This window comes from Ruegeria sp. YTSA075, assembly GCF_059610245.1.
On record NZ_JBXWNG010000012.1, the window covers coordinates 16776 to 35339 of the forward strand.

Genomic DNA, 18564 nt, shown 5'->3' on the forward strand with positions numbered 1-18564 from the left:
TTGATTTTACCTCGAAAAGTCAACTAAAAACACTTATCATGAAGTCATGGAAAATGACGTATCCCAGACCGACGCCCAAAGCCTTGGCAGTGAAATTCGTGAAGTGCGCAAAGCGCGTGGTCTGACCCTTCAACGCCTGTCCGAGGTGGTGTCGTGCTCAAAGGCTTATCTCAGCCGGATTGAGCTTGGGGCGGCAAAGGTGTCGGACGAACTGCTTGCGGAAATCAGTGTGGCGCTTGCGGTCGATCCCAACTGGTTCTTCCCCAAACAGGCGGGCGATGGTCCTCTTGAGCGCAAGCATGTCGTGCGACGCGAGAACCGCCGGGCGCTGTCTGCGATGTATACGCGGTCAACAGATGAATTGGGCTTTGAAGACGAATTGCTTTCCAGCACGTTATCCGGCCAGTGCTATTTGATCCTGTCGCGATTCCGCCCCGGCGCAGGAGAGCCGCCCGAGCCACTGGAAGGGTATTCCTTTGAAGGTGAGCAACATGCCATCGTCCTGAGCGGTGAAGTTGAGCTACGTCTCGGGAGCGAGGTCATTGCATTGCGTGAAGGAGACAGTTTTTCCTATCCGTCCATGATCGCCCATCGCTTTCGCAACAAGACCGAAAAAGAGGCAACAATGATCTGGGCGATGTCGCCGATCCGGATCACGTGGTGACTGTTGGCCTGCTATTGGCCTTGTTGCACAAATCGGGTGAAGGCCGAGGTCCCCCTTTCCACGGACGGATTTATCCTGCGGCCTCTGTGACAGGCGCCCAGAGCGGGATAGCCGTTCAGCACGGCGATGCGGGCCTGCGACGCCGTAACCTGGCGATTGAAGTCCCATGCCATCAACGATTGAACGAGCAGCTTGATGTAGTTCATCTCGCTCTCGACGCAGCGCCTAAGGTGATATCCGCTCCGGCGTCGCCAGATGGCGTGGCGGCGTTTCGAGCGGCAATCTCTTCGTGGCATCTGCGCGTGTCGTAAGCGTCATTAGCAGTCACCGAACCAACCTTGTCGTGTGCCGGGATCTGGTCGAGCAGTTCCTGCAGCATTGGCGCATCGTCGATATAGCTTCCGGTGATCTCGATGGTTAGACTTCTTGCGTTCGCTCGTCGATTCCAAGGTTGATCTTGCGCGATATGCGCCGCTTCGGGCTGCCATGCTTGCGCGCGTCGACCCTTGCGGATCATGTTCGCAACTACGATACCGTCTGGCGTCGCCGCTACTGAAGCGAAGGCTTTGGACCCACACATGTGCCGAGTGCGTCACTTGATGAAACGGTGGTCCTGTTCCACAATATTGTTCAGGTATTTACGCCTTACTACCTCACTTGGGATTGGGCAGCCAAAACCTTTGAGCATCTTGTTGATGGCCTTGATGCCAGCCACGTTGGCGCCACTTTTGCCAATCACAATCTTGCTCGGCAATTCATTTGTCTCCGACATCCGGGCGAAGAACCTTGCTGCTGCTGGATGGTTCCTGCGCTCAGACAGCTTGAAATCAAGGGTCTTGCCGTGTTTGTCGATGGCCCGACAGAGGTAAACCCATGCACCATTCACTTTGATGTAAGTCTCATCCATTCTCCAGGAACGATCGCATGGCCCTTTGCGACGACGCGCTGCTTCAGAGATTGCACCGAAATACCGGGTTACCCATCGGTTCGGCGTGGTGCGGCCCACTGAAACACCGCGCTCGGCTATGATTTCTTGCTGGTTTCGATAAGAGACACCGTAGCGAACACAAAAGAACACTGCGAACAGGATCACGTCTTTCGGATTCTGTGCACCTTTGAAAGAAATCATAGACTAACCTTCAACTGGGTAACGCCGTTCGCTACCCCGGGGGCAGCACCACAAAGGTCGATGGTCAAAAATTGCAATAGATCCCATGGTCACTGCACATCGCATAGGCGACGTTCTGAGTTGAAGGCCCAAAAGCTGCCGCATTTCCCAGATACGGAAGCTAAGAATTGGATATTCAAGCTGACGGGATTCCATGCCTGCCAGTAGAAGTTTTGGAGAACCCAATGTGTAACTTTTGTGCACGAGAATTGAACCCCGAGCTTATCGCCAGATTGAAAGGCGAACTGCCGGTACAGGTCGCCTCAGTTGACGATACCAAGACCCCCGGGATCGTTGCTTTGGTTAACGCCGATGCGACTGATGCGGGTGGCGGTGCGCAATTGAATGTTGAGGTTATTCCTTTCCGCCCCGTCGAAGACGCGCCTGCGAGCACTACACTGGTCAGCGGTGACGCGTTTGTTTTCAATACCTCGGACGCACAGGCTGGAAATGGCGGGATTCCCAGCGGGATGGAACGTGCCCTGTCCAATTTGACAGAGCAAGAATACCCATCGCTGTCACTGCAAACGTCCGATACGCCTGAAACTATTTTCTGGACCTATTCCGCAGTCGCGTCATTCGACGATTGGCATTTCTAGGGCAGATGTGATCGAAGGCAAATTTGCCGACGATTGATGGGCGATTGCTCGCGTATCGGTTCCTTTTTTGATTCTAGGTCGTTGCGTTCGGCTTGGAGATGAACAGGTGATGCAACTGACCGATGGGCTCGGCTTCATGCAGATAGGAGCGCGCGTCGGAGCAGTTGTATCCAGCAAAGAACGTAACGCGAGTGCCACATCCTTGAAAGGCTACAACTGCCGCCTGGCCTTAATCATCCCGTCCTGGTTCGTTTGGATTGCTGGAGAACAGCGCGATCTTGTTGCCCTGCGGGTCGCGCAGGTAGCCGACATAGAAATTGGGTCCGTAAGCGGCGCGAAAGCCTGGCGCGCCTTCGTCTGATCCGCCAGCAGCCAGCGCGGCGGCATGCAGATCACGCACCTGCTGCTGGTTTTGCGCCTCGAATGCAGTCATTGAACCGTTGCCCGCCGAGGCCGGAGCCCCGTCGAATGTGGGTTTGACATAGAACTCGGGCAGTACCGGGGATTGGTTTGGTTCCACTGGCAAGGCATAGCTTAGACCTTCGGGCCCTTCTTCAAGCTCATATCCTAACGCGGGCATCAAGGCTGAATAGAACCGTTTGGCCCGTGCGACGTCATCGGTGCCAACAGTGACATAGGCGATCATAGTATCCCTCCTCGTCTCGGCTGGCCGAGGCAACAGACTTTAGAATGACATGGCCGCCTGTACAGCACGTTGCCAGCGGGCGTAGGCCGTATCGCGCGCATCCTGTGCCATCTGGGGTTCAAAACGTTTGTCCAGCTGCCAGGTCTCGGCGAACCCGTCCTGATCAGGATAGACACCCGCTTTCATACCGGCCAGCCAGCCCGCGCCCAATGCGGTTGTTTCCTGCATCACCGGGCGATCCACCGGGGCACCCAGACAGTTCGACAGGCCCTGCATGGTCCAGTCTGACGCGCTCATCCCGCCATCGACGCGTAGGATCACATCAGCCTCGGCGCCCCAATCGCCTTGCATTGCATGCCACAGGTCGCGGGTCTGGTAGGCGATGCTGTCCAGCGTGGCGCGGGCAATCTCGGCCCGGCCCGAATTGCGGGTCAGCCCGAACATCGCGCCCCGGCAATCAGGCTTCCAATAGGGTGCGCCGAGGCCGGTGAAAGCGGGGACCAGAACCACATGCTGGGCCGGGTCCGCCTGCGCGGCCAGATCGCCGCTTTGCGGGGCGGCATCGATGATTTTCAGCGCATCCCGCAGCCATTGCACTGCCGCGCCGGCTATGAAGATCGAGCCTTCCAGCGCATAGGTCTTTTGCCCGTCTAACTGATAGCCAATGGTGGTCAGCAAACGGTTTTTTGAGGCGACGGGCTGCGCGCCGGTGTTCAGCAGCGCAAAGCACCCGGTGCCATAGGTCGATTTCATCATACCGGGTTGGAAGCAGGCCTGACCGATCGTGGCGGCCTGCTGATCCCCGGCGACACCCAGAATTGGGATGTTACCACCCAGCAGGGACGTGCTGCCAAAATCAGCCGCGCAATCCAGCACCTCTGGCAGCATTGTTAGAGGCACGTCCAGCAGATCACAAATCTCGGGGCTCCACTTACCCTTGTGAATGTCGAACAGAAGGGTACGCGCGGCGTTGGTCGCATCGGTGACATGGCTGCGTCCTTCGGTCAGACGCCAGATCAGGAAGCTGTCGATGGTGCCGAACAGCAACTCCCCGGCCCCGGCCCGTGCGCGGGCTCCGTCGACGGTATCCAGAAGCCACTTGACCTTGGTGCCCGAGAAATACGGGTCCAGCAGCAGCCCGGTTTGGGCCGTCACATCATCCTCGCACCCGGCCTGTTTGTAGCGGGCGCAGATCTCGGCGGTGCGACGGTCCTGCCAGACGATGGCGTTGTGGATCGCCTTGCCGGTGGTCTTGTCCCAGACCACGGTGGTTTCGCGCTGGTTGGTGATGCCGATCCCGGCGATCTGGTCGGCCGAGACGCTGGTGGTCTCCATCACCTCACGGCAGACCGTTAGAACGCTGTCCCAGATATCCTCGACATCGTGCTCAACCCAGCCTTCCTGCGGGAAATGCTGAGGAAATTCGCGCTGGGCGGTGCCGACGGCCTGCATTTGTGCATCAAATAATATCGCGCGCGAGGACGTGGTGCCCTGATCGATTGCCAGAATATAGGTCATTGCCTGCGATCCTCCCCCGCATGGTTTTGCGGGACTTTAGCGCAAACACTCGCGCAGGGGCCAGAGCAGAAATCAGGCCGCAGGTGGAACAGCGATATTGTCAATCAGGCGCACACCATCGGCCCAGGCGGTGATGAACAGTCGGGCCGGGCGTGATGCGTTGGGTAGGGTCTCAAGCGTTTCTGCGCAGCGCAGGTCGATATATTCCACCTCGGTGAACCCGGCGGCCAGCAGGTCATCCCTGGCTTGCTGTGCAAGTGGCTCGAACGATGCACCGGCAGCGAGTTCTTTGGCCATCGCTTGCATAAGCGTGTTCTTTCGCGCTGCGATCTCAAGCCCTTTGGGCGTCAGCCGCAGGTTGCGAGAGGACATGGCCAAACCCGAGGGCTCGCGGACCGTGGGGCAGCCTACAACCTCAATGGGAATGTTCAGATCGCGGGCCATACGGCGGACGACCAGCAGTTGCTGATAATCTTTTTCGCCGAAATAGGCTTTATCCGCCTGCGTTTGCAGGAAAAGTTTGGCAACCACCGTGGCCACGCCGTCGAAATGGCCGGGGCGGAAGGGCCCTTCCATCATATCCGTTAAGCAAGCGACCGTAACAGTGGTGGAAAAGCCCGCTGGGTAGATTTCTTCGGGATCGGGTACATAGATCGCGTCGACATCGTAAGGGGCCAGCTTCTGCGCATCCTCATGCTCGGTGCGCGGGTAATTGGCCAGATCTTCGGGGTTGTTGAACTGTTTGGGATTCACAAAGATCGTGACGATCACGCGGTCTGTACCTGCCTTGGCGGCCTGAACCAGTGACAGATGCCCCTGGTGCAGCGCGCCCATGGTGGGCACAACGCCGATGGTTTCGCTCTTGCGGTGCCATTCGGTCGTCAGCGCGCGCAGATCGGCCAGACGGCGCAGGATTGGTGCGGTCATCCCTTTGGCCCTTTGGCAGGGGCCTGATCGGCAAAGACATGTTCATCCGCCGGGAAACTGCGCGCGCGCACCTCGGCGGCGTATTCGGCGATGGCGGCTTCGGCCAGCGGGCCCAGTTCGGCATAGCGTTTCACGAATTTCGGTTTGAAGGCCGTGAAAAAGCCCACCATGTCGTCAACCACAAGGATTTGCCCATCGCACCCGGCAGAGGCTCCGATACCGATTGTCGGGATCGTAACTTCGTTGGTGATCTGGTCGGCCAGACTTTGCGGAACCTTCTCTAACACGACAGAAAAGGCGCCTGCTTCGGTGACAGCGTGGGCATCGGCCAAAACGGCCTCGGCTTGTTCGTCGCGCCCCTGCACCTTGTAGCCGCCCAGGGTGTTGATCGATTGCGGTGTCAGGCCGATATGCGCCATCACCGGAATGCCGCGCTTGACCAGAAAGCGGATGGTTTCGGCCATCTCGACCCCACCTTCCAGTTTGACAGCCCCAGCCCCGGTTTCTGCCATGAGACGGGCAGCGTTGCGGAACGCCTTTGCCGGGCTTTCCTCGTAGCTGCCGAATGGCATGTCGATGACCATCATTGCACTGTCCAACCCACGGGCAACGGCCTGCCCGTGCAGGATCATCATCTCCATCGTCACGCCAAGGGTCGATTCCAGCCCGTGCAGCACCATGCCAACGCTGTCGCCCACCAGCACAAAGTCGCAATGGGTGTCCATCAAACGCGCCATCGGGGTAGTATAGGCGGTCAGACTGACCAGCGGCTCGCCTCCCTTCCGGGCGCGAATATCCTCTGCATTTGGGGCTTTTTTGCGGGCGGTGGCGCTCATGTTCGCTCCTTGCGGGGTTCATGTTGCAGTGCGGCATAGCAGATCGAACAGGGCCCACGAAACCCCGGTTGCGCGAACATTTTCTTGAATGACCTTAGGTTTAGGGGAACACTAGGCCCAGAAAAGCCCGCAAACACGCGGCTGCGTTGACTTCAACGGGGAGAGTTTCCATGACTAAGCAGGTGTTTCGAACCTTTGGCTCGGTGCTGGCGCTGAGCGCCGGAGTGCTGGCAACACAAGCGATGGCCCAATCGGACATTACAATCGCCATGCAGCTAGAACCGCCTCATCTGGACCCGACCAGCGCGGCTGCTCAGGCCATCGATTCGGTGGTCTACACCAATATCTTCGAAGGCCTGACCCGGTTCATGGGCGATGGTTCGGTCGTGCCGGGGCTGGCGGAAAGCTGGGAGATTTCGGATGACGGCACCGTTTATACCTTCAAGCTGCGCGATGGAGTGACCTTCCATGACGGCAGTGCGATGGATGCTGAGGATGTCAAATTCAGCCTTGATCGCGCAATGGCCGAAGACAGTGCTAACGCGCAGAAGGCCCTGTTTGCCGGAATTGAAAGCGTCGAGGCCGTCGACCCGCTGACCGTCAAGGTCTCCCTCTCCGAACCAAACGGTAACTTCCTGTTCAACATGGCCTGGGGCGACGCGGTGATCGTTGCCTCTGAGAGCATCGATGACATCAAGACCAACCCGGTCGGTACCGGGGCTTTCACCTTTGGCGAATGGGTGCAGGGCGATAGCATCACATTGAACCGCAATCCTGACTATTGGGGTGATCAGCCTGCACTAGAGAGTGCGACGTTCAAATTCATCTCAGACCCGACCGCCGCTTTTGCTGCCATGATGGCTGAAGATGTGGATGTGTTCGACAATTTCCCAGCGCCAGAAAACCTGCCTCAGTTCGAGGCTGATCCGCGCTTTCAGGTCCTTGTTGGCTCGACCGAAGGCGAAACGATCCTGTCGACCAACAACAAGCAAGCGCCGTTCGACGATATCCGCGTCCGGCAGGCTCTGGCCCATGCGATTGATCGTCAGGCCATCATTGACGGAGCCATGTTCGGCTATGGCACCCCAATCGGAACCCATTTCGCGCCGCATAACCCGGCCTATGTCGATCTGACTGGGCAGTCTGCCTATGACCCGGAAAAGGCCAAGGCTATGCTGGCTGAGGCCGGGTTTGCCGAAGGCTTTGAGACTACGCTGCACCTGCCGCCCCCGTCCTATGCGCGCCGGGGTGGAGAGATCATCGCAGCACAACTGGCCGAGGTTGGGATCACCGCCGAGATCATCAATGTAGAATGGGCACAATGGCTGGAATCCGTGTTCAAGGGCAAGGATTTCGGACTGACCATCGTCAGCCACACCGAACCGATGGATATCGGCATCTATGCACGGCCCGATTATTATTTCCAATACGACAGCACCGATTTTCAGGCCTTGATGGAGTTGCTGAACACCACCACCGACCCTGAAGAGCGTGCCCGGTTGATGGGTGAAGCGCAGCGCCTGATTTCCAACGACTATGTCAACGGATACCTGTTCCAGCTGGCCAAACTGGGTGTGGCTAAGGCGGGCGTGCAGGGGTTGTGGCAGAACGCGCCGACAGCGGCGATTGATCTGACGGCAATCAGCTGGGCGGAGTAGCGTTCAGTCTAAGGAAAGGCCAATGATCAAACGCTCTTTCCTCACCTTGATGGTCCTGGCGCAGCTATGTGTTGCGCCATCCGCATCGGCAGAGACCACATTGGATGCGGCAGTAGCCTTGTGGCTGGACGGCGACGATGCCAAGGCGTTGCCAATGTTGGCGGCGCTGGCGGCGTCTGGCAATTCGGATGCGCGTTTGTTGCTGGGCCGGATCGAAACCACAGATCTTGGGCCATCCCCGTTTCGGCAGAGCCTTGAGCCTGCCGAATCCCGCGCCCTGTTCCGACGTCGCGACAACAGCAATTTCGGCACGTCCTGGCTTACCATTGAGGCCGCCAGGGGGAATGCACTGGCGCAGGCCTTGCTGCGATCCAGGCAGCCTCAGCCTGATCCCGATCAGGTGAAACGTCTCAACGATCTTGGTGAACATCAAGCCACAGATTACTCAACGCGGATCGTTGCATTGTATGGCAGTCAGGCGATGCGGGATGAGTTGCGCGCCTATGACGGGACCATGGACGATCTGCAGCCTTATCTGGCCTATCTTTCGGACAGTCCTGAACCCCGCGGGGATGGTTTGGCGGCGCTGCGCCATATTCAGCCCGACCCGGTTTCGGCGAACTCGGAGCAGGCGCTTGGAATGGCTGGTGTTTTGGCGTTGGGGTTGGGCTATGGCGATCTGTCACCGGGTAACCCGTGGCGGTCTGCCGTCGAAGACTGGCTGATGACAGCCGAGGCGACGCGACCCATCGCGCAACTTTGCAACACGCATTGTACGGTAGAGGCTCCGGCCTGTTCCTTTGCCTTCCTCGCGCTGCTGGGCGGGTACTTCGAGGTCATCCGTATCGACAGCCCCTTTGAGACCGTCATCCCGCAATCGCAGTTTCTGGACAGCCCACGTGCCCGGTTGATGGTGTTACGCCGAGCGGCTTTGGCACGTACCGAAACCAATCTGGAAACGCTGGCAGAATCAGCCCCTGCGCAAGAGCTTTCGGCCTGCGCCCTCGATCTGGTTCGGCAAGAGCAGCGTAAGTATAACTAGCCGCTGGACCCGGGCAGGGCGCGCACTTAACCTGCCCCCAATGCTACGCTATGCCCTCAAACGACTGCTTTCACTTGTGATCAGCCTTGCCATTGCTTCGGTCGTCATCTTTGCGGTGATCGAGGTGGCGCCGGGCGATCCAGCCTCGTTCATGTTGGGCGTTAACGCGCAGCCCGACACATTGGCCGCGCTGCGTGCCGAGCTGGGGTTGGACATGTCTAAGACCCAGCGGTACTTCAACTGGGTAGGCGGGATGCTGGTGGGTGATTTCGGGACCTCGTACACTTATCGCACCCCTGTTTCGCAGATGATCGCGGATCGGCTGTGGGTGTCTTTGCCACTGGCGCTGTATGCACTGACCTTGTCGACCCTGATCGCCTTTCCTGCAGGCATCTACGCTGCCGCGCGCCGCGGCAAACCGGGTGATCTGACAGTGATGGGAGCAACACAGCTGGGCATTGCGGTGCCGAATTTCTGGTTTGCGATGATGCTGGTCCTGATCTTTGCCATCAACCTGCGCTGGTTCAATGCCGGAGGGTTCGCCGGTTGGGACAAAGGGTTCTGGACCGGGCTACATTCTCTGACCCTGCCCGCCATCGCCCTGGCGTTGCCGCAAGCGGCCATTTTGGCGCGGGTGATGCGATCCTCGCTTCTGGACATACTGGGCGAAGATTTCATGCGCACCGCCCGTGCCAAGGGGCTGTCCCGCCGTCAGGCGCTGTGGCGGCATGGGGTGCGAAACGCGCTGATCCCGGTGTTGACCATCATCGGATTGCAATTTTCCTTTCTGCTGGCCGGATCGATAATCATCGAGCAAGTGTTCTACCTGCCCGGCCTCGGTCGGCTGGTTTTTCAGGCGATCTCTGCCCGTGATCTGATCGTGGTTGAATCGGTGGTCATGCTGCTGGTCTTCGCAGTCATCACTGTGAACTTCCTGGTGGATCTGGCCTATGCCGCCGTCGATCCAAGGTTGAGGAGCCGGACATGAGCCGCAACCTGATCCTTGGAGCTGTGTTGTCGTCGCTGGTTCTGCTGGCAGCCTTGGTGTCCTTTGTCTGGACGCCCTACGACCACACTGCGCTGGACATCCCACAGAAGCTACAACCGCCAAACGTGCAGCATTGGTTCGGGACTGACCACTTCGGGCGCGACATGTTCTCGATGATCATGGTCGGCGCGCGGACGTCGATTGCGGTGGCTCTGGTTGCTGTCGGAATCGGTATGGCACTAGGTGTGCCGCTGGGCTTGGCCGCGGCGGCACGCAAGGGGTCATGGCTGGATGAAGTGATCATGCGGGGCAACGATCTGGTTTTTGCCTTCCCCTCTCTGGTCATCGCCATCCTGATCACTGCTGTGTTCGGCGCGGGCGCCATCAACGCGATCATCGCCATTGGTATCTTCAACATCCCCGTCTTCGCTCGCATCACCCGCGGGGCCGCCCTGTCGTTGTGGGAGAGGGAATTCATCCTCGCCGCCCGTGTCTCGGGCAAGGGCGCGGCGCGGATTTCAGCGGAACATATCCTTCCCAATGTAGCCAATCTGCTGATCGTGCAGGGTACCATTCAGTTCAGCCTGGGCATTCTGGCCGAGGCCGGCCTGTCTTATGTCGGTCTGGGGGCACAACCACCGACACCCAGCTGGGGCCGTATGCTGGCTGACGCGCAGACCATGGTCAGTTTTGCCCCGCATTTGGCTCTGATCCCAGGGCTGGCGATCATTGTGACGGTGTTAGGGTTGAACCTGTTAGGGGATGGTCTGCGCGATTGGTTGGATCCCCGAATCCGGGTGGCGCGGACATGAGTTTGCTGCGGATCGAAAGCCTGTCCCTTGGCATACACGGGATCGAGATTTTGAAACAGGTCAGCTTGTCGATTGCACCGGGGCAGATCGTTGCTGTAACCGGGGAAAGCGGCTCGGGTAAATCGATGACTGCACTGGCCGTGATGCAGTTGTTGCCCGATGGGGCGGAAAGTGATGGCTCGATCCTGCTGGACGGGCAGGAAATCCTGAACCGGCCCGAGGCAGAGATGTGCGCATTACGCGGTGCTTCGATCGGGATGGTGTTTCAAGAGCCGATGACCGCACTGAACCCGGTCAAAACCATCGGCGATCAGGTGATGGAGACCATCCTGATCCACAAGGCGATGCCTCCTGTGCAGGCGCGGGAGCGGGCGCAAGAGGTATTGGCCCGAGTTGGGCTGCCTTCAGATCGCTTCCCCCTGTCCCGCTATCCGCACGAGCTATCGGGTGGTCAGCGTCAGCGCGTAGTCATTGCAATGGCGATTGCACTACGGCCGAAACTTCTGATCGCGGATGAACCGACAACGGCGCTGGATGTGACCACACAGGCGCAGATTCTGGACCTTCTCAAAGGGTTGGTGACTGAATACGGGATGGGTCTGCTGATGATCACCCATGATCTGGCTGTTGTCGCCGATATGGCGGATCAGATCGTCGTCATGCGCCATGGCGAGGTGGTCGAAAGCGGTGTGACCGACCTTCTGCTACAAAATATGCAGCACCCCTATACCCGGATGCTGTTCGAGGCGTCGAACCATCAGGTGGCTTTGCCTGATGTAAAACAACCGCAGCCGCTGCTTGAGGTCACGCAAGTGGTCCGCGACTATCGCCTGCCCCGCAAGGGCCTGTTCGATGCGCCCGGCTATACCCGTGCCGTGGATCAGGTCAGCTTCACCCTCAACCGGGGTGAGCGGCTGGGTCTGGTCGGGGAGTCTGGATGCGGAAAATCGACCCTAACACGGGCTATTCTGGGGCTGGAAGAGGTTCAATCCGGTGATATCCGGTTGGACAGTCAGCCGGTGTTCTCGGGCCATAAACCCAACCCCGCCGTGCGGCATAAAATGCAGGTGGTGTTTCAGGACCCCTATGGCAGTTTCAACCCGCGCCACCGGGTTGCGCGCCTGATTACCGAACCATTTCATTTGCTCGAAACACCTCCGGCTGGGGGTGAGCGGCGGGATCGCATTGCCGAAATGCTGATCGCTGTGGGGCTGCGCCCGGAAGATGCGGACAAGTACATCCACGAATTCTCGGGCGGTCAAAGGCAACGCATCGCCATTGCCCGCGCGCTGATCATCCGGCCGGAACTGATCCTGTTTGACGAGGCTGTCTCGGCCCTTGACGTCTCGGTCCGGGCGCAGATTCTGGATTTGCTGGCTGAACTGTGTGCGGCCTATGATCTGACCTATCTGTTTATTAGTCACGATCTGAGCGTCGTGCGCACGATTACGGACAGGGTGATGGTCATGCAGGCCGGAAAGATCGTTGAACAGGGCGAGACCGAGCAGGTCTTCACCAACCCGCGCCACTCATACACACAAAAGCTGATTTCGGCCGCGCCGCAGCTGCCGGAGATCGGGGTGGGTGCAGCGTGATTTCATCAGTATTAGAGCCGAAGTAGGAGTTTCCGATGACCAATATGATATGGTTTGATCCCAGCCTCTGTTTGATCGGGGGCGCGTGGCAATCGCCGGTCAATGGTCAATCTCTGCCCTTGGTCAACCCGTCCGATGGATCGGAAATCTGCCGGATCGCGCGGGGGAATGCATCGGATGTCGATGCCGCCGTCGCAGCGGCCCGCGCTGCCCTAGATGGCGAATGGGGCCGGATGCCTGCCTTCGAGCGGGGGCGTATCCTAAGCCGCTTAGGGCGGTTGGTTCTGGAGCGTGTTGATGATTTGGCCAAGTTGGAGGCGATGGATGTCGGCAAACCGCTGACACAGGCAAGGGCGGATGCCGTAGCCCTGGCGCGGTATTGTGAGTTTTATGGTGGTGCGGCGGACAAGGTGATGGGCGAGACCATTCCTTATTTGGACGGCTACACCGTCTACACGCTGCGCGAACCACATGGCGTGACAGGTCATATCGTGCCGTGGAACTACCCGATGCAGATCATTGGTCGCTCGGTCGGCGCAGCGCTGGCCATGGGCAATGCCTGTGTTCTGAAACCAGCGGAAGAGGCCTGCCTGACCGCGTTGGCCTTTGCCCATCTGGCGACTGAGGCCGGGTTACCGGCTGGCGCGCTGAATGTTGTGCCCGGATTGGGGGCCGAGGCTGGGGCCGCGCTATCCGGACATCCTGGGGTCGATCATATCTCGTTCACTGGGTCCGTCGCGACTGGGGCTTTGGTGCAGCAAGCAGCGGGGCGCAACGTAGTCCCTGTGACGTTGGAACTCGGCGGAAAATCCCCGCAATTGGTGTTTGATGACGCTGATTTGGACGCGGCTTTACCGTTTCTAGTTAATGCGGGCATTCAGAATGCGGGGCAAACCTGCTCGGCCTCATCACGCATTCTGGTGCAGCGCGGGGTCTATGATCAGGTCAAGGCACGAATGTCTGAGGCTTATGGCCAGTTGACTGTTGGGCCCGCAATGGAGGACCTGCGGGTGGGCCCCTTGATCTCAGACAGGCAAAAAACCATCGTTTCCGGTTTTCTGGCGAAGGGAGAGGATTTGACCATAGCCGCGCGGGGGCAGATCACTCCGGGTGCGCCAGAGGATGGTGCCTATGTCCAACCGACTTTATTCGCTGACGTGCCAGCTGATCACGTTCTGGCGCAGGATGAAGTTTTCGGACCGGTTCAGGTTCTGATCCCGTTTGAGATCGAAGAACAGGCTCTAACTATAGCAAACAGCACCGATTATGGCCTTGTCGCCAGTATCTGGACCCGCGATGGTGCCCGGCAGATGCGGCTGGCGAAACGCTTGCGCTCTGGGCAGGTGTTCATCAATAACTATGGCGCTGGCGGTGGCGTCGAATTGCCATTCGGAGGGGTTGGAAAATCCGGCCATGGCCGTGAGAAGGGGTTCGAGGCGCTTTATGGCTTTTCACAACTCAAAACGGTTGCGGCGTTTCACGGCTAGACGATCACTTCGATGGCCTTCTGAGCACCAACGCCAAACACTCGCTTGTAGCGGTCGATCTGATCGTCGGGACCCATCGCCTTTTCCGGGTTGTCCGACAGTTTGACCGTTGGCCGCCCATTGGCTGACACCGCCTTGCAGACCAGAGAGAACGGCGCTAGCGCCTCATTCGGTACAAGCCCGCGGAAATCATTGGTCAACAAGGTGCCCCACCCAAATGAGATGTTGGTGCGCCCGACAAACTGCGCGTGCAGTTCCTTGATTTTGTCGACGTCCAGCCCGTCGGAGAATATGACTCGCTTCCGTTTCGGGTCCTCACCACGAGACTTCCACCAATTGATGGCCACTTCGGCCCCTTCAGCAGGGTCGCCGCTGTCGATGCGGATGCCGGTCCAACCCGCCAGCCAATCGGGCGCGCGGTCCAGAAAGCCCTTGGTGCCATAGGTGTCGGGCAGGATGATGCGCAGATTGCCGTCATGTTCATCATGCCAATCGCTCAGGACGTCATACGGGGCCTGCGCCAATGCCTCATCCGTGTCGGCCAGAGCGGAATAGATCATGGGCAATTCATGAGCGTTGGTACCAATGGCCTCGACCTCGCGCCGCATCGCGATCAGGCAGTTCGAGGTGCCAGTGAAGGCTTGGCCCAATCCTTCGATCATCGCCTGAACACACCAGTCTTGCCAGAGGAAAGAGTGCCGCCGACGTGTTCCGAAATCCGCGATCCCAAGGCCCTGAATGGTGCTGAGCTGTTCAATCTTCTCCCATACCCGCGTCATTGCGCGGGCATAAAGAACCTGCAACTCGAACCGGCGCATGTGGTTCAATACCGCGCGGGATCGCAGTTCCATCAGCACGGCCAAAGCAGGGATTTCCCACAGCATGACCTCATGCCATTTACCCTCAAAAGTCAGTTCATATTGGTCGCCCTTACGCTCCAGGTGGTAGGGCGGCAGGCGCATGTTTTCGAACCACTCCATGAAATCCGAGCGGAACATCTGCCGTTTGCCATAAAACATGTTGCCGCGCAGCCAGGTGCTTTCCCCCCGGCTGAGGCTGAGCGAGCGGATATGATCCAGCTGTTCGCGCAGCTCGCCTTCGTCAATCAGGCGCGCCAATGGCACGTGATTCGAGCGGTTTATCAGCGAAAACTCGACATTTGTTTGGGGCTTGTTTCGAAACACTGACTGGCACATCAGCAGTTTGTAGAAATCCGTGTCGATCAAAGACCGCACAATCGGATCAATCTTCCATTTGTGATTGTAAACACGGGTCGCAATATCGACCATGGGGAACTCCTGCGATTTCCGTTGTTAGATCAATCGGCACGGCGAATGGCAAGAGTCGCTGATTTGGTGACAATGCCCGCTTGACGCCACAAAGCGGGCATATTGTTTGATCTGATCACCGATTAGTGAGGGTGCGGGATGGAAAGAAAAGGTTGTTGGTTCGTGAATGAGTCTTCGATACGATTTTGATATTTTAAGAAAAACATCAGGCGATCAAGCATTTGAAACACTATCAGGCGAGACCAAGGATGGGATTCGCCCTGTGGCGCTGTTTCGGGATGTGAAAACGTCGGATGCCTTGCGCGGGGCATCGCCCAAGATTCGCAAGATATTTCAGGATGCGGGGTTCGAGCTGGCCGCGCATGACAGCGGTATCGCGCCCGATGTTTATCCGCCCTCAGATCAGGCCGACCGTGACCAGATTTTGCAGGTGCTGTTTGCCAATATCAAAAGCCAGGGCGTTCAGGGTGAATACAGCGGCGAATTCGACCTTTTGCAGTTCCTAGCGCATGTGAAACGCGCGCGGCCGGTGCAAGGGATCGTGCAGCCTGTTCTGACTGCGCCTACGCCAGAACCGATCCCGGCGAGCCGAACCCGGCGGCGGGCCATTCCGGGTCGCATCGGCTTTGCCCTGGGCTTGGCGGTCATACTTTTTGTGATGTTCAAGTTTCTGGAGGCGAGCGGCACCCCGACGCCTTAAGCCAGAATCACACCGGCGGCGCGCATCGCCTGCTCAGCCGTTGCCATTGACCCGTCCATATCGATCCCACGACAGGCATCCAGTCGGACGGTCACGTCCAGCCCCAGCTGTGCGGCATCTACGGCGGAGTAGTGAACACAGAAATCCGTTGCCAACCCGACCAGGGTGACCTTCGACAGGCCACGTGTGTCAAGATAGCCTTTAAGTCCTGTCGGTGTTTTTCGATCATTCTCAAAAAAGGCGGAATAGCTGTCGATTGCGCTGCGAAATCCTTTGCGGATGATCAGGTCGGCGTCGGTGCGCAAACCGGGGTGAAACGCCGCGCCATTCGTGCCCTGAACGCAGTGATCGGGCCACAGGACCTGCAGGCCATAGGGCATATCGATCATCTCAAACGGCGTTTTACCCGGGTGCGAACTAGCAAAGCTGGAATGGCCTGCCGGATGCCAATCCTGCGTCAAGATCACCGCGTCGAAATCATTCATCATTGCGTTGATGGGCGCCACGACCTCATCCCCGCCCGCTACCGCCAGCGCACCCCCGGGGCAGAAATCATTCTGGACGTCGATTATGATCAGGGCATGGGTCATCTGGGGCCTCCTTTGATGCTTTATCGGTAGGCGGGCGGGGGCTGGTCGTCAATGCGGTCTCTTGCGACTCTGTGCCTGCGGGTTTAGACCGCGCGCATGTATACGATCGCTGCTCTCTATCACTTCACCCGCTTTCCGGATCACGCCGCCCTGCGGGATCCGTTGCTGGACCTGTGCCGCGCCCAATCGGTCAAGGGCACGCTGCTGCTGGCGCAGGAAGGGATCAACGGCACCATCGCGGGTCCTCGTGCTGGGATTGATGCGGTGCTGGCGCATATCAAGGCGCTGCCTGGATGTGCTGATCTTGAGTGGAAAGAGGCAACCGCAGACCATCCGCCATTCGGCAAGATGAAGGTGCGGTTGAAGAAAGAGATTGTGACCATGGGCCAGCCGGATGTCGATCCGCGTGCCCGTGTCGGCAACTATGTTGAGCCGGAGGACTGGAACGAGCTGATCCGCTCGGACGATGTGGTGGTGATCGACACACGCAACGATTATGAGGTGGCAATCGGTACGTTTGAGGGCGCAATAGACCCTGAAACCGCAAGTTTCCGTGACTTCCCAACCTGGTGGGAGGAAAACAAGGACCGCTTTCACAACAAGCGTGTCGCGATGTTCTGCACAGGCGGCATTCGGTGCGAGAAATCCACCAACTATCTGCTGGGGCAGGGGGTTGAGGATGTCTATCACCTGAAAGGCGGGATCCTGCGCTATCTCGAAGAGATGCCTGCAGAGGACAGCACCTGGCAGGGTGAGTGCTTTGTGTTCGACAACCGTGTTTCGGTCGGTCATGGGCTGGTCGAGGGGCCGCACAGTCTGTGTCATGCCTGCCGCCGCCCGATCCTGCCCGAAGATATGAAACGCCATGAATATGAGCACGGCGTGGCTTGTCATCGCTGTGTCGATGAGACCTCCGAGGCGGACAAGGCCCGGTTTCGTGAACGGCAAAAGCAAATCCTGCTGGCGCGCAAACGTGGGTTTGAGCATCTGGGTTCGAGCTAAATTCAGCTTGCGGGCCTGCTCCTTAAGCCGGATGATCAGGGGCACACCAGCGGGATGGAGCCCCAATGCATCGTGAACCGAAAACTCTGGAAGAGTGGAAATCGACCCTGCTGGCCGCATTGGGTTTGGTGATTGCCAGTTTTCTGGCGTGGTATGGCCTGTCGCGCCTGAATGATGCGACCGCTGGCGATACAATCGGCTCTTTCGCCTCAGTGGGTTTGTTGATCTGGATTGCCTCGCAATCGTGGTACTATGTGACCCAGGTGAAATCCCCCCGGCGGCTGTTGCTGCTGATGGGCGTGTCCTTCATTCAGGTCGTGCCATTCCTGTTTGCCGCCGTCTACGGAGCCTTTGGCTACAACGACAACTGCGTGATCGGCGCACAGGGGCCTGGGGACATTTTGTATTTCTCGTATGTCACCTTCACCACCGTCGGCTACGGGGACATGTCCCCGGTCGGACTGTGCCGCGCACTTGCTGCGGCCGAAGCGGTCACAGGTTACATTCTGCTGGGTATGTTTGTGGCAGCCGCGGTTGCGATCTATGCACGCAACCACACCCCAAATGGCCAAGGTTAGTGCCTATTTGTTCTGGTCAATCCAGCGCGACATCATCCGTTTATCATGGAAGCATTCGGATGGGATAGGTCGGCGTTTGCTGCGCGAAATCCGCTCGGCAAAGGCGACCTGCTTGCCAGTTGGGTAATTGTCGAATTGCGAGGTTGCGCGGGGCTTATGCGCTGAAATCCAGTCAGACAGCATCCTGCGGTCTCGTTGCACATCAACAGGGATTTCCAGCGCAGATTGCTCTGCAATCGCACGGGCATACCGCATCTGCCGGTCTGTCACTGGCAGCAGGTGATAATCGTTGCTCGGCTCACCCAGAGCCGAATTTCGGATGTGCTGGGCCATCGGTTTGTCCTCTGACTTTGTAGAACATAAATAGAACATTAACCGAATATTTCAAGTATCCTGTGGGTTTTGGCCTGTCGTTCGGCGTTTTTCCTCCAAAGCAGCCCTGATGACAGGCCCGTATTCAAAAAG

18 protein-coding genes and 2 pseudogenes are annotated in these 18564 nt (G+C 58.3%); 11 read left to right on the forward strand and 9 right to left on the reverse strand.

Annotated features, from left to right (window positions below; all coding sequences use genetic code 11):
* Nucleotides 1-46 precede the first annotated feature (46 nt).
* Nucleotides 47-664 (forward strand): helix-turn-helix domain-containing protein, encoded by a 618-nt coding sequence (locus AC2FGE_RS17435; RefSeq protein WP_496820530.1) that lies wholly within the window; start codon nt 47-49, stop codon nt 662-664.
* Between the two features lie 70 nt (nt 665-734).
* Here the strand turns inward: AC2FGE_RS17435 and AC2FGE_RS17440 are convergent.
* Nucleotides 735-1162, reverse strand: a pseudogene (locus tag AC2FGE_RS17440) (transposase); the annotation flags it as partial.
* Between the two features lies 1 nt (nt 1163).
* Nucleotides 1164-1793, reverse strand: a pseudogene (locus AC2FGE_RS17445) (IS6 family transposase); the annotation flags it as partial.
* 224 nt (nt 1794-2017) lie between these two features.
* On the opposite strand from AC2FGE_RS17445, the gene AC2FGE_RS17450 reads away from it, so the two are divergent.
* Nucleotides 2018-2431 carry a hypothetical protein gene (locus AC2FGE_RS17450; RefSeq protein WP_496820531.1) on the forward strand — a complete coding sequence of 138 codons (414 nt, stop codon included), beginning with the start codon at nt 2018-2020 and terminating at the stop codon, nt 2429-2431.
* 229 nt (nt 2432-2660) lie between these two features.
* Here AC2FGE_RS17450 and AC2FGE_RS17455 read toward each other — a convergent pair whose 3' ends face one another.
* The 4 genes from AC2FGE_RS17455 to panB all read right to left on the reverse strand — a co-directional run bounded on the left by AC2FGE_RS17455 (nt 2661) and on the right by panB (nt 6358).
* Nucleotides 2661-3077: a VOC family protein gene (locus AC2FGE_RS17455; protein ID WP_496820532.1), complete on the reverse strand. Its 417-nt coding sequence runs from the start codon at nt 3075-3077 to the stop codon at nt 2661-2663.
* Between the two features lie 39 nt (nt 3078-3116).
* Complete coding sequence (glpK, locus tag AC2FGE_RS17460; protein ID WP_496820533.1) at nt 3117-4595, reverse strand: glycerol kinase GlpK; 1479 nt, start codon at nt 4593-4595, stop codon at nt 3117-3119.
* A gap of 72 nt (nt 4596-4667) precedes the next feature.
* A complete protein-coding gene (gene panC, locus AC2FGE_RS17465) occupies nt 4668-5522 on the reverse strand; it encodes a pantoate--beta-alanine ligase (RefSeq protein ID WP_496820534.1) in 855 nt (284 codons plus the stop codon).
* Nucleotides 5519-6358 carry a 3-methyl-2-oxobutanoate hydroxymethyltransferase gene (gene panB, locus AC2FGE_RS17470; RefSeq protein WP_496820535.1) on the reverse strand — a complete coding sequence of 280 codons (840 nt, stop codon included), beginning with the start codon at nt 6356-6358 and terminating at the stop codon, nt 5519-5521. Before panB ends, panC begins: the two co-directional genes overlap by 4 nt.
* A gap of 170 nt (nt 6359-6528) precedes the next feature.
* On the opposite strand from panB, the gene AC2FGE_RS17475 reads away from it, so the two are divergent.
* The 6 genes from AC2FGE_RS17475 to AC2FGE_RS17500 are packed head-to-tail and all read left to right on the forward strand — an operon-like array spanning nt 6529 to nt 13940.
* Nucleotides 6529-8016, forward strand: a complete 1488-nt coding sequence (locus AC2FGE_RS17475; RefSeq protein WP_496820536.1) for an ABC transporter substrate-binding protein — start codon at nt 6529-6531, stop codon at nt 8014-8016.
* 22 nt (nt 8017-8038) lie between these two features.
* On the forward strand, nt 8039-9058 hold the full coding sequence (locus tag AC2FGE_RS17480) for a hypothetical protein (protein WP_496820538.1): 1020 nt from the start codon (nt 8039-8041) through the stop codon (nt 9056-9058).
* A gap of 40 nt (nt 9059-9098) precedes the next feature.
* A complete protein-coding gene (locus AC2FGE_RS17485) occupies nt 9099-10046 on the forward strand; it encodes an ABC transporter permease (RefSeq protein WP_496820539.1) in 948 nt (315 codons plus the stop codon).
* A complete protein-coding gene (locus AC2FGE_RS17490) occupies nt 10043-10858 on the forward strand; it encodes an ABC transporter permease (protein WP_496820540.1) in 816 nt (271 codons plus the stop codon). The genes AC2FGE_RS17485 and AC2FGE_RS17490 overlap by 4 nt, the downstream gene beginning before the upstream one ends.
* Nucleotides 10855-12453, forward strand: coding sequence for an ABC transporter ATP-binding protein (locus tag AC2FGE_RS17495; protein ID WP_496820541.1), 1599 nt, complete (start codon nt 10855-10857; stop codon nt 12451-12453). The genes AC2FGE_RS17490 and AC2FGE_RS17495 overlap by 4 nt, the downstream gene beginning before the upstream one ends.
* A 35-nt stretch (nt 12454-12488) precedes the next feature.
* Nucleotides 12489-13940, forward strand: coding sequence for an aldehyde dehydrogenase family protein (locus tag AC2FGE_RS17500; RefSeq protein WP_496820542.1), 1452 nt, complete (start codon nt 12489-12491; stop codon nt 13938-13940).
* Here AC2FGE_RS17500 and pncB read toward each other — a convergent pair.
* Nucleotides 13937-15229, reverse strand: coding sequence for a nicotinate phosphoribosyltransferase (pncB, locus tag AC2FGE_RS17505; protein ID WP_496820543.1), 1293 nt, complete (start codon nt 15227-15229; stop codon nt 13937-13939). The genes AC2FGE_RS17500 and pncB overlap by 4 nt on opposite strands.
* A gap of 166 nt (nt 15230-15395) precedes the next feature.
* Here pncB and AC2FGE_RS17510 point away from each other — a divergent pair, with 166 nt between their 5' ends.
* Nucleotides 15396-15929 (forward strand): hypothetical protein, encoded by a 534-nt coding sequence (locus tag AC2FGE_RS17510; protein ID WP_496820544.1) that lies wholly within the window; start codon nt 15396-15398, stop codon nt 15927-15929.
* Here AC2FGE_RS17510 and pncA read toward each other — a convergent pair.
* Nucleotides 15926-16519: a bifunctional nicotinamidase/pyrazinamidase gene (pncA, locus tag AC2FGE_RS17515; protein WP_496820545.1), complete on the reverse strand. Its 594-nt coding sequence runs from the start codon at nt 16517-16519 to the stop codon at nt 15926-15928. The genes AC2FGE_RS17510 and pncA overlap by 4 nt on opposite strands.
* A gap of 96 nt (nt 16520-16615) precedes the next feature.
* Here pncA and trhO point away from each other — a divergent pair, with 96 nt between their 5' ends.
* Nucleotides 16616-17521, forward strand: a complete 906-nt coding sequence (gene trhO / locus AC2FGE_RS17520; protein WP_496820546.1) for an oxygen-dependent tRNA uridine(34) hydroxylase TrhO — start codon at nt 16616-16618, stop codon at nt 17519-17521.
* A 65-nt stretch (nt 17522-17586) separates the two neighbouring features.
* The gene (locus AC2FGE_RS17525) at nt 17587-18099 is read left to right on the forward strand and encodes a potassium channel family protein (RefSeq protein WP_496820547.1); all 513 of its coding nucleotides are present in this window, start codon (nt 17587-17589) and stop codon (nt 18097-18099) included.
* 3 nt (nt 18100-18102) lie between these two features.
* Here AC2FGE_RS17525 and AC2FGE_RS17530 read toward each other — a convergent pair whose 3' ends face one another.
* Nucleotides 18103-18432, reverse strand: a complete 330-nt coding sequence (locus AC2FGE_RS17530; RefSeq protein WP_496820548.1) for a hypothetical protein — start codon at nt 18430-18432, stop codon at nt 18103-18105.
* Nucleotides 18433-18564 lie beyond the last annotated feature (132 nt).

Excerpts from the sequence above, each read along its gene's own strand:
- AC2FGE_RS17490 (WP_496820540.1), top strand. The coding sequence starts at position 10,043 with ATGAGCCGCAACCTGATCCTTGGAGCTGTGTTGTCGTCGCTGGTTCTG.
- AC2FGE_RS17495 (WP_496820541.1), top strand. The coding sequence starts at position 10,855 with ATGAGTTTGCTGCGGATCGAAAGCCTGTCCCTTGGCATACACGGGATC.
- panB (WP_496820535.1), bottom strand. The coding sequence starts at position 6,358 with ATGAGCGCCACCGCCCGCAAAAAAGCCCCAAATGCAGAGGATATTCGC.
- AC2FGE_RS17500 (WP_496820542.1), top strand. The coding sequence starts at position 12,489 with ATGACCAATATGATATGGTTTGATCCCAGCCTCTGTTTGATCGGGGGC.
- AC2FGE_RS17455 (WP_496820532.1), bottom strand. The coding sequence starts at position 3,077 with ATGATCGCCTATGTCACTGTTGGCACCGATGACGTCGCACGGGCCAAA.
- AC2FGE_RS17525 (WP_496820547.1), top strand. The coding sequence starts at position 17,587 with ATGCATCGTGAACCGAAAACTCTGGAAGAGTGGAAATCGACCCTGCTG.
- AC2FGE_RS17485 (WP_496820539.1), top strand. The coding sequence starts at position 9,099 with ATGCTACGCTATGCCCTCAAACGACTGCTTTCACTTGTGATCAGCCTT.
- panC (WP_496820534.1), bottom strand. The coding sequence starts at position 5,522 with ATGACCGCACCAATCCTGCGCCGTCTGGCCGATCTGCGCGCGCTGACG.
- pncB (WP_496820543.1), bottom strand. The coding sequence starts at position 15,229 with ATGGTCGATATTGCGACCCGTGTTTACAATCACAAATGGAAGATTGAT.
- AC2FGE_RS17475 (WP_496820536.1), top strand. The coding sequence starts at position 6,529 with ATGACTAAGCAGGTGTTTCGAACCTTTGGCTCGGTGCTGGCGCTGAGC.
- AC2FGE_RS17480 (WP_496820538.1), top strand. The coding sequence starts at position 8,039 with ATGATCAAACGCTCTTTCCTCACCTTGATGGTCCTGGCGCAGCTATGT.
- AC2FGE_RS17435 (WP_496820530.1), top strand. The coding sequence starts at position 47 with ATGGAAAATGACGTATCCCAGACCGACGCCCAAAGCCTTGGCAGTGAA.
- glpK (WP_496820533.1), bottom strand. The coding sequence starts at position 4,595 with ATGACCTATATTCTGGCAATCGATCAGGGCACCACGTCCTCGCGCGCG.
- AC2FGE_RS17450 (WP_496820531.1), top strand. The coding sequence starts at position 2,018 with ATGTGTAACTTTTGTGCACGAGAATTGAACCCCGAGCTTATCGCCAGA.
- AC2FGE_RS17530 (WP_496820548.1), bottom strand. The coding sequence starts at position 18,432 with ATGGCCCAGCACATCCGAAATTCGGCTCTGGGTGAGCCGAGCAACGAT.
- AC2FGE_RS17510 (WP_496820544.1), top strand. The coding sequence starts at position 15,396 with ATGAGTCTTCGATACGATTTTGATATTTTAAGAAAAACATCAGGCGAT.
- trhO (WP_496820546.1), top strand. The coding sequence starts at position 16,616 with ATGTATACGATCGCTGCTCTCTATCACTTCACCCGCTTTCCGGATCAC.
- pncA (WP_496820545.1), bottom strand. The coding sequence starts at position 16,519 with ATGACCCATGCCCTGATCATAATCGACGTCCAGAATGATTTCTGCCCC.